Origin of the sequence: Rhodopseudomonas sp. BR0C11 (assembly GCF_010820945.1) — a bacterium.
GTDB classification, from domain to species: domain Bacteria; phylum Pseudomonadota; class Alphaproteobacteria; order Rhizobiales; family Xanthobacteraceae; genus Rhodopseudomonas; species Rhodopseudomonas palustris_H.
This window is the reverse complement of the sequence record NZ_QTKI01000260.1, coordinates 1-6,671: the sequence shown is the minus strand read 5'-3', so window position 1 is coordinate 6,671 and position 6,671 is coordinate 1. Positions and strand designations below refer to the sequence as shown.

General features: G+C 64.8%; 5 protein-coding genes. 1 reads left to right on the top strand and 4 read right to left on the bottom strand.

Going from position 1 to position 6,671, the window contains the following annotated elements; all coding sequences use genetic code 11:
- Nucleotides 1-212 precede the first annotated feature (212 nt).
- The 4 genes from DYI24_RS18075 to DYI24_RS18060 form a co-directional block, all read right to left on the bottom strand.
- Nucleotides 213-2,429 carry a 3-hydroxyacyl-CoA dehydrogenase NAD-binding domain-containing protein gene (locus tag DYI24_RS18075; RefSeq protein WP_164573287.1) on the bottom strand — a complete coding sequence of 739 codons (2,217 nt, stop codon included), beginning with the start codon at nucleotides 2,427-2,429 and terminating at the stop codon, nucleotides 213-215.
- Between the two features lie 124 nt (nucleotides 2,430-2,553).
- Nucleotides 2,554-3,762, bottom strand: coding sequence for an acetyl-CoA C-acetyltransferase (locus tag DYI24_RS18070; protein WP_107342992.1), 1,209 nt, complete (start codon nucleotides 3,760-3,762; stop codon nucleotides 2,554-2,556).
- A 165-nt stretch (nucleotides 3,763-3,927) separates the two neighbouring features.
- On the bottom strand, nucleotides 3,928-5,694 hold the full coding sequence (locus tag DYI24_RS18065; protein ID WP_164573286.1) for an acyl-CoA dehydrogenase C-terminal domain-containing protein: 1,767 nt from the start codon (nucleotides 5,692-5,694) through the stop codon (nucleotides 3,928-3,930).
- Nucleotides 5,695-5,787: 93 nt separating this feature from the next.
- Nucleotides 5,788-6,174, bottom strand: coding sequence for a nuclear transport factor 2 family protein (locus DYI24_RS18060; protein WP_107342990.1), 387 nt, complete (start codon nucleotides 6,172-6,174; stop codon nucleotides 5,788-5,790).
- Nucleotides 6,175-6,506: 332 nt separating this feature from the next.
- On the opposite strand from DYI24_RS18060, the gene DYI24_RS18055 reads away from it, so the two are divergent.
- A partial coding sequence (locus tag DYI24_RS18055; RefSeq protein WP_164573285.1) for a TetR family transcriptional regulator occupies nucleotides 6,507-6,671 on the top strand: 165 nt, incomplete at its 3' end.

Genomic DNA, 6,671 nt, shown 5'->3' with positions numbered 1-6,671 from the left:
GGGCGCCCCAGGCACTGAGTTCGCAATCTGCGGAGAGATTGGCCTTACTTGGATCGCTACGCGATGCGACCGTTCCCGCAGGCGGGGATGGGTCACGCGATCGAGCCTCAGTGCTCGCGTCGCCCTCACCCCAGCCCTTCCCGCAAGCGGGAGAGGGAGCCGGCCGCGCTTGGGGCCGGCTACCCCCGTCTTCTTAAAGAGTCAGCAACTGACTACGCCGCCGCCTGCTTCTTCGGGGCGAAGCGGTGGTAGAAGGTGTCGCCGGTCTTGGCCATGTCTTCGAGCAGCTTCGGCGGGGTGAAGCGCGAGCCGTATTTGCCCTCGAGCTTATGGCACAGCGCCACGAACTCCTTGGTGCCCATGAAGTCGATGTAGCTGAGCGTGCCGCCGGTGAACGGCGCGAAGCCGAAGCCGAGGATCGAGCCGACATCGGCCTCGCGCGGATCGACGATGACGTTGTCCTCGACGGTGCGGGCCGCTTCCACCGCCTGCACGGCGAGGAAGCGCTGCTTCAGCTCTTCGACGTCGATGGTGTCGGGATCGAGGTGCTTGGGCTGCAGCGCGGCGATGCCGTCCCACAGGCTCTTCTGCCCCTTACCCTTCTCCGGATAGACGTAGAAGCCCTTGCCGTTCTTGCGGCCGAACCGGCCCTGCTTCTCGACCAGCTCGACCATCAGCTTCTTCTGCTGCTGATCGACCGCCTGTTCGCCGAGGTCGGCTTCGGTGGCCTTCATGATCTTGAGGATCAGGTCGAGCGCAACTTCGTCGGCCAGCGACAGCGGGCCGACCGGCATGCCGGCCATCTTGGCGGCGGTCTCGATCATCGGCGCCGGGACGCCTTCCATCAGCATCTCAAGGCCTTCAGCGGTGAAGCGCAGCACGCAGCGGTTGGCGAAGAAGCCGCGGCTGTCGTTCACCACGATCGGGGTCTTGCCGATCTGGCGGGTGTAGTCGAGCGCGGCCGCCAGCGTAGCGTCGCTGGTGTTGTTGCCGAGGATGACTTCGACCAGCATCATCTTCTCGACCGGCGAGAAGAAGTGGATGCCGATGAACTTCGACTGGTCCTTGAACTCTTCGGCCAGCGAGTTGATCGGCAGGGTCGAGGTGTTGGAGGCGAAGATCGCGCCTTCCTTCAGCAGCGGCTGCGCCTTGGCGTAGGTCTCGGCCTTGACCTTGCGATCCTCGAACACGGCTTCAATGACGAGGTCGGCATCCGAGATCGCATTGAAGTCGGCGGTCGCGATGATCCGCGACATCAGCGCGTCGCGGTCGGCCTCCTTGGCGCGCCCCTTCTTGATCAGCCCATCGATGACCGACTGGCAGTGCGCCTTGCCCTTGTCGGCGCTCTCCTGGTCGCGGTCGATCAGCACCACTTCGATGCCGGCCTTGGCCGAGACGTAACCGACGCTTGCGCCCATGAAGCCGGCGCCGATGATGGCGAGCTTCTTGACCTTGGTCGGCGGCACGCCCTGCGGACGGCGCGCGCCCTTATTCAGCTCCTGCATCGACAGGAACAGGCTGCGGATCATCGCAGCCGCTTCCTTGGTCTGCAGCACGTGTGCGAAGTAACGCGACTCGATGCGCAGCGCGACGTCCATCGGCACCAACAGGCCCTCATAGACGCAGCTCATGATGGCGCGCGCGGCCGGATAGTTGTCGTAGGTCTCGCGGCGATAGATAGCGTTGCCGGCCGGGAACATCATCATGCCCTGCTTGGAGAACACCTGGCCACCGGGCAGCTTGAAGCCCTTCTCGTCCCACGGCGCCACCGCCTTGCCGCCGTTCTTGATCCAGTCCTTGGCGGTCTTGATCAAATCGGCCGCAGGCACCACGGCGTCGACCAGCTTCAGCGCCTTGGCCTTGTCGAGCTTGATCTGATCGCCCTTGAGCAGGATGGTCATCGCCTCCTGCGGATTGACGATGCGCGGAATCCGCTGGGTGCCGCCGCCGCCCGGGAACAGGCCGACCTTGATCTCGGGCAGGCCGAGACGGGTCTTCGGATTGTCGGCTGCGACGCGGTAGTGGCAGGCCAGCGTCACTTCGAAGCCGCCGCCGAGCGCCAGGCCGTTAATCGCCGCGACCCACGGCTTGCCGCCGGTCTCGATGCCACGCAGGATCTGCGACAGCTTGCGGCTCTCGTCGAACAGCATCTTCTGGGCGGCTTCTTCGCCCTTCTCTTTGCGGATCTGGGCGAACTGCTGGTTCATGCCTTCCAGCATCGACAGGTCGGCACCGGCGCAGAACGCCTCCTTGGCCGAAGTGATCACCACGCCCTTGACCGCGGCGTCCTTGCTGGTCTGTTCGGCGATCGCGCCGAGTTCCTCGATCGTGGTGGCGTCGAGCACGTTCATCGACTTGCCGGGCAGGTCCCAGGTCACCAGCGCGATGCCGTCGGCGTCGGTCTCGACTTTGAAAATCTTGAAGGCCATCTGATTAGCTCCTTCGATGCCAGCAGCCGTTGCGGCGCGGCGGTTGATGTTCTTCTCCCCTCCCCCGCATGGGGAGAGGGAGCAGGCCTGCGCGCGTTGCGCGGCCCGCGGCGCTATCGAATACTCACACCCGCTCGATGATCGTTGCGGTGCCCATGCCGCCGCCGATGCACAGCGTCACCAGCGCAGTCGCCTTGCCGGTGCGCTCGAGCTCGTCCAGCACGGTGCCGAGGATCATCGCGCCGGTAGCGCCGAGCGGATGGCCGAGCGCGATCGCGCCGCCATTGACGTTGATCTTGTCGTTGTCGATCTCGAACGCCTGCATGTAGCGCAACACCACCGAGGCGAACGCCTCGTTGAGCTCGAACAGGTCGATGTCGCTCTTCTTCATGCCGGAGCGTTCGAACAGCTTGTTGGTGACGTCGACCGGACCGGTCAGCATCATCGCCGGCTCCGAGCCGATATTGGCGAAGGCGCGGATCTTGGCGCGCGGCTTCAGACCGTGCTTCTCACCGGCTTCCTTGCTGCCGAGCAGCACCGCGCCGGCGCCGTCGACGATGCCCGACGAGTTGCCGGCATGGTGCACGTAATTGACCTTCTCGACTTCCGGGTGCGACTGGATCGCCACCGCGTCGAACCCGCCCATCGCGGCGATCGGCGCGAACGACGGCTGCAGCTGCGCCAGCGACTGCATCGTCGTCGACGGACGCATGTGCTCGTCCTTGGCCAGGATGGTCAGGCCGTTGATGTCCTTCACCGGCACCACCGACTTGTCGAACCGGCCTTCGTCCCAGGCCTTCGCGGCGAGCTGCTGGCTGCGCACCGCATAGGCGTCGACGTCGTCGCGCGAGAAGCCGTATTTGGTGGCGATCAGGTCGGCCGAGATGCCCTGCGGCATGAAGTAGGACGGGATCGCCATCGACGGATCCATCGGCCAGGCGCCGCCCGAGGCGCCGAGGCCGATGCGGCTCATCGATTCCGCACCGCCGCCGATCACCAACTCGTGCTGGCCGCTCATGATCTGCGCCGCGGCGAAGTTCACCGCGTCGAGGCCCGAGGCGCAGAACCGGCTGATCTGCACGCCGGGCACCGCTTCGCCGAGGCCCGCCTTCATCGCTGCGAACCGCGCGATGTCCGAACCGGCTTCGCCGACCGGATCGACCACACCCATCACGACGTCGTCGACCACGTCCTTCTTGAGGTTGTTACGCTCCTTCAGCGCCTTCAGCGGCACGGTGGCGAGCGCCAGCGCGGTCACCTCGTGCAGCGAGCCGTCGGCTTTGCCGCGGCCGCGCGGAGTGCGAACGTGATCGTAAATATAGGCTTCGGGCATCCGTTTTCTCCCGTTTCGGTCCGGGCTCACAGGAGCCGGACGAATTGAACAATCGCGTGTCGAGGCGTCATTGCGAGGAGCGTAGCGACGAAGCAATCCAGACTTCGCGCGCGGCTCGGACTACTTCGCTTCGCTCGCAATGACGACGTTGGTTTGACGAAAGCGTCAGAACGCTTCCGCCGGCAGTTCCATCAGCGTGGCGCAGCCGGATTCGATCCGGGTCAGCCGCAGCGCGGTTTCGGGCAGCATCCGCTCGGCGAAGAACCGTCCGGTGACCAGCTTGCGGGTCAGGAAGGGTTTTGCGCCCTCGGCCGCGATCTTGGCCCACATGTAGCCCATCGCTACCAGGCCGAAGAGGTGCATGTAGTCGGTGGCAGCGGCACCGGCGTTGTCCGGCTGCGCCATCGCGTTCATCATCAGCCAAGTGGTGGCCTTCTGCAGATGGCCGAGCGAGGTCGACAGCGGCGCCACGAACGGCTTCATCGCCTCGTCGCCGCCATGCTCCTTGGCGAAGGCGCCGACCTCGGCGAAGAACGCCATCACGGCGCGGCCGCCGTCACGCGGCAGCTTGCGGCCGACCAGATCGAGCGCCTGAATGCCGTTGGCGCCTTCGTAGATCATCGCGATGCGGGCATCGCGGACGAACTGCTCGACGCCGTTGGCGGCGATGTAGCCGTGGCCGCCGTAAACCTGCTGGGCCGCGACCGCATTGGCGAAGCCGCCGTCGGTCAGCACGCCCTTCAGCACCGGCGTCATCAGGCCGAGATGATCGTCGGCCACCTGGCGCTCCTTGGCGTCGCTGGAACGATGCGCGACGTCACTCTTCAGTGCGGTCCACAGCACCAGCGCCCGCGCCGCTTCGTTGAACGCGCGCATCGTCAACAGCGCGCGGCGGATGTCGGGATGCACGATGATCGGATCGGCCGGCTTGTCGGTCGCCTTCGGCCCCGACAGCGCCCGGCCCTGCAGTCGCTCGCGGGCGTATTCGACGGCGTTCTGATAGGCGACTTCCGACTGCGCCAGGCCCTGCACCGCGACGCCGAGGCGAGCCTCGTTCATCATCACGAACATGCCCTGCATGCCCTTGTTCTCTTCGCCGACCAGCCAGCCGGTGGCGCCGTCGTAGTTCATGGTGCAGGTGGCGTTGCCGTGGATGCCCATCTTGTGCTCGATCGAGCCGCAGATCACGCCGTTGCGGGCACCGACGGTACCGTCGGGGTTGACCAGAAATTTCGGCACCACGAACAGCGAGATGCCCTTGATTCCGGCCGGTGCGCCTTCGATCCGCGCCAGCACCAGATGGATGATGTTGTCGGCCATATCGTGCTCACCGGCCGAGATGAAGATCTTGGTACCGGTGATCTTGTAGCTGCCGTCCGCCTGCTTCACCGCCTTGGTCCGCAGCAGGCCGAGATCGGTGCCGCACTGCGGCTCGGTGAGGTTCATGGTACCGGTCCACTCGCCGGACACCATCTTGGGCAGATAGGTCTGCTTCTGCTCCGGCGAGCCATGCACCGTCAGCGCCGCCGCGGCGCCCATCGTCAGGCCTGGGTACATCGCAAACGCCATGTTGGCGGAGTTCAGGAATTCCTGCACCGTCTGGGTCAGCGTGATCGGCAGGCCCTGGCCGCCATATTCGGCCGGCGACGACAGGCCCATCCAGCCGCCTTCGGCGATCTGCTTGTAGGCGTCCTTGAAGCCCTTCGGGGTGGTGACGCTGCCGTCGTCGTGGCGGGTGCAGCCTTCGTGATCGCCGACCGCATTGAGCGGATGCAGCACTTCCTCGCTCAGCCGCGCCGCCTCGTTGATGATCGCGTCGCGCACGTCGGCCGCAGCATCGGCGAACCCGGGCAGGTTGTTGTAGCGGTCGAACTGAAAAACGTCGTTGAGCAGGAAGCCGACTTCTTCAACCGGGGCCTTGTAGATCGTCATGCGGTTCTCTCGATCGGGATCAGGTGTGAAGTGTGCGCCGCCTGAAACAACTTCAGGCGACGGCGAGATGAATTCGACCAGTCGCCGGCGCGCTTATTGCTGCGCCAGCTGTTCTCCCATCAAGCGATGCAGCAGGTTGATCGCTTTCAGGGGTCTTACCATGACCTTGAAGTGTGTAATACGTCCGTCGTCGGCGAAGGTGATGATGTCGACGCCGTTGATCTTGATGCCTTCGATCACGTTCTCGAACTCGAGCACCGCGCTGTTATCGCTGCGCCATTCGCCCACATAGGTGAAGCCCGGGCCGCCGAGCACCTTTTCGGCACCCTTGAGGTACTTGAACACGATGTCGCGCCCGACCTGCGGGGTGTGAACCACCGGGCTTTCGAACACCGCGTCCGGATGCAGCAGATCCCACAGCGCATCTGAGTCGTGGGACTTCATGAAGGCATACCAGGTGTCGAGCCCGTTCAAGGCCATCGGCAGTTCTCCGGATGAGCGAGATAGAATTGCGGCGAAGACGTAAGGCGGGGCGGATGTTCGACCATCATCGGTCGCGACATCAAGCGCGATGACGCCGCGGCGCGCTTGGGCGCCGGCACGTCTCCAAATCTCTGCAAAGCACCGGGATGGCGGCTCGGGACAGGTCGACCATCGGCCGCTGGACCAACATGGCGTGCACGAGCGCTCCTCCGATGTGATGATTTCCAGCGGCCGCAACGTAGCAGCCTGCCAGATCATCTCCATACACCTCTGAATGGCATCTAACGGCGCGGCTTGGCCGTGTCAATACACGCGTGTATGGTGCCGGCATGGATTCGGATACCAAAGATCGGCTGACGCGCGCGGACTGGCTTGCCCATGGGCTGCGGACACTCGCCCGACATGGCGCCAACGCCCTCAAAGTCGGCGATTTGGCCGCCGGCCTGGACGTGTCGCGCGGCAGTTTCTACTGGCACTTCAAGGACGCCACCGAC